At 62.2% G+C, this 2,575-nt stretch carries 2 protein-coding genes; both read right to left on the minus strand.

All coding sequences use genetic code 11. The features are described from left to right. Positions 1–104: 104 nt before the first annotated feature. Positions 105–860 carry an IS21-like element ISPsy14 family helper ATPase IstB gene (gene istB / locus AC19YX_RS35195; RefSeq protein WP_025163932.1) on the minus strand — a complete coding sequence of 252 codons (756 nt, stop codon included), beginning with the start codon at positions 858–860 and terminating at the stop codon, positions 105–107. Positions 861–879: 19 nt separating this feature from the next. After that, positions 880–2,394 (minus strand): IS21 family transposase, encoded by a 1,515-nt coding sequence (istA, locus tag AC19YX_RS35200; protein ID WP_010562371.1) that lies wholly within the window; start codon positions 2,392–2,394, stop codon positions 880–882. Between the last annotated feature and the right edge of the window lie 181 nt (positions 2,395–2,575).

Genomic DNA, 2,575 nt, shown 5'->3' on the forward strand with positions numbered 1-2,575 from the left:
TGGGCATTCCACGCCATCCGGCCACTCAGTCCACCAACATCCGGCCACCTATTCCACGGTCATCCGGCCGGGCAGTCGGAGCGCAGCGACGCAGGTTTGCATTGTTAGTCTGAAGTCTCTGTCGCCGTCAATTTCGTTGCGCGTCTGCGCATCGATTCGCCCTTCAGTTCGATCCGATAAGCGTTGTGCACCAGCCGGTCGAGGATCGCATCGCCCAAGGTCGGATCGCCGATCAGCGCATGCCATTTGTCCACCGGCATTTGGCTGGTCACCAGCGTCGAGCGGTTGCCGTAGCGGTCGTCCAGCAGTTCAAGCATGTCGCGCCGTTGCGCAGCGGTAAACGGCGCCAGGCCCCAGTCGTCCAGGATCAGGAGGTCGGTCTTGGCATAACCCGCCATCAGTTTCGCGAAGCGCCCGTCGCCGTGGGCCAGGCCTAGTTCTTCCATCAAGCGCGGCAAGCGCAGATAACGCACGCTGTAACCGTCGCGGCAGGCCTTGTGAGCCAGCGCGCAGGCGAGCCAGGTTTTGCCCACGCCAGTTGGGCCGCCGATGATCAGGTTCAGGCCGTCGCGCAGCCACTGGCCGCTGCCCAGTTGCAGGATCAGAGATTTGTCCAGGCCGCGCGGGCTGCGGTAGTCGATGTCTTCCAGGCAGGCGTTATGGCGCAGTCGTGCGGCTTTGAGGCGAGTAGTCAGGCGGGCGTCTTCGCGCTCGGTCAGCTCGCGGTCGACCATCAGACCGAGGCGTTCGTCGAAGCTGAGATCGTTGATGTCAGGCGTTGCGTGTTGTTCGCCAAGCGCCTTGATCATGCCGTGCAGGCGCAGGGTTTGTAGCTTGTCGAGTGTCGGGTTGGGCAGCATGTTGGTGCTCCTTTTTCAGTCAGTGGTAGTAGCCAGGGCCGCGCAGATTGATGTGTTCTTCGGGCAGTAACGGCAGGTTTTGCTGGGCAAGCGGCAGCCGTTCCAGCCCTTGGCGCAGGATCGATTCCAGGCTTTTGTAGCTGCACGCGCCCAGTGCCAGCGCTCGCTGGCAAGCGGCTTCCAGCCGCTCTTCGCCGTGCTGTTTGCTCAGGCGCAGGATCCCCAGGCAGGCGCGGAAGCCGTGCTGCGGATGGATTCGGCGTTCGAGGATGTAGGCGATTACACCTGCGGTGTTCGGCCCGGTCTGCTCAGCCCAGTGGATCAGTCGCTGCGGCGTCCATTCGGCATGTTCGCGGTGACTTTTGGGCATGTGCTCGGTTTGGGTGGTGTGGCGGCCTTTGTGCGGCGAGCGCACATGGCTGGCCACCCGCTGGTTGGCGTGGAAGCACTCGACGGTCTTAGCGGTTAGCCGCACTTCGAGTTGGTGCTTCACCAGCTGGTACGGCACCGAGTAGTAATGGCCCTCGACCTCGACGTGGTAGTCGATGTGCACCCGCACCTTTTTCCATTCGGCGTAGACATACGGATGTTCTGGTAGCGGTTGCAGTGCGGGTTGGTCAATGGTCTCGAAGGCCGAGCGGCGTGAGCCGGGCAGCTTCTTGAAGGGCTTCTGATTGAGGCGATCCAGCAGCAGCGCGATGGCTGTGTTGAGTTCGCCCAAGGAGAAGAACTGGCGGTTGCGCAGCACCGCCAGGATCCACCGCTCGACTACCTGTACGCCGACTTCAACCTTGGCTTTGTCCTTGGGTTTACGCGAGCGCGCGGGTAGCACGGCTACGCCGTAATGCTCGGCGAGATCGCGGTAACTGGGGTTGATGTCCGGCTCGTAGCGATGCGCTTTGGTAACGCCGCTGCGCAGATTGTCCGGTACCAGGATCTGCGATGTACCGCCGAGAAAGGCGAAGCAGCGTACGTGCGAGCCCAGCCAGTCGGGCAGTTTCTGCGACCAGGTGGCCTCGGCGAAGGTATAGCTGGACGCGCCGAGGACGGCGACGAAGATCTGCGTCTGGCGGATCTCGCCGGTTCGCCGATCAATGACCGGCACCGTCTGGCCGGCGTAATCGACAAACAGCTTTTCGCCCGCACGGTGCTCCTGGCGCATGACCACATCGACCTTGGCAGCCCAGAGGCGGTAGTGCTCGCAGAACCAGCTGTACTGGAAGCCTTGCGGATGGGCGAGTCGATACTCTTGCCAAAGCAGGGCCAGGGTGACGCCGGAGCGGCGCAACTCGGCGTGAACCCATGCCCAGTCGGGCATCGGACGCTGATCGCTGGGAACGGCGGGCGGCGGTGGAAAAAGCCGCCGTTGCAACTCGGCGTCCGTTAGCGCAGACGGCCAAGTCAGGCCGCTGGCAGCAAAGCGATTGAGGTACTCACCGACGCTGGCTCGACCCACTTGCAAGCTGACAGCGACCTGGCGGGCAGATAGGCCGACCTCGAATTTGAGACGTAGCACTTCTCGAATCTTACGCATGGATAACCGCTCCACGACGACCTCTCTGCTTCGATAAAAGAGGTCGATGGTAGTGAATTAATCCTGCGTTGCTGCCTGCTTTAAGGATGGCCGGATGAGCGTGGAACGGGTGGCCGGATCACCGTGGAATCAGTGGCCGGATGTTCATGGAATAGGTGGCCGGATGGCCGTGGAATCCGCA

Source organism: Pseudomonas sp. MF09150 (assembly GCF_059862355.1).

Excerpts from the sequence above, each read along its gene's own strand:
- istB (WP_025163932.1), bottom strand. The coding sequence starts at position 860 with ATGCTGCCCAACCCGACACTCGACAAGCTACAAACCCTGCGCCTGCAC.
- istA (WP_010562371.1), bottom strand. The coding sequence starts at position 2,394 with ATGCGTAAGATTCGAGAAGTGCTACGTCTCAAATTCGAGGTCGGCCTA.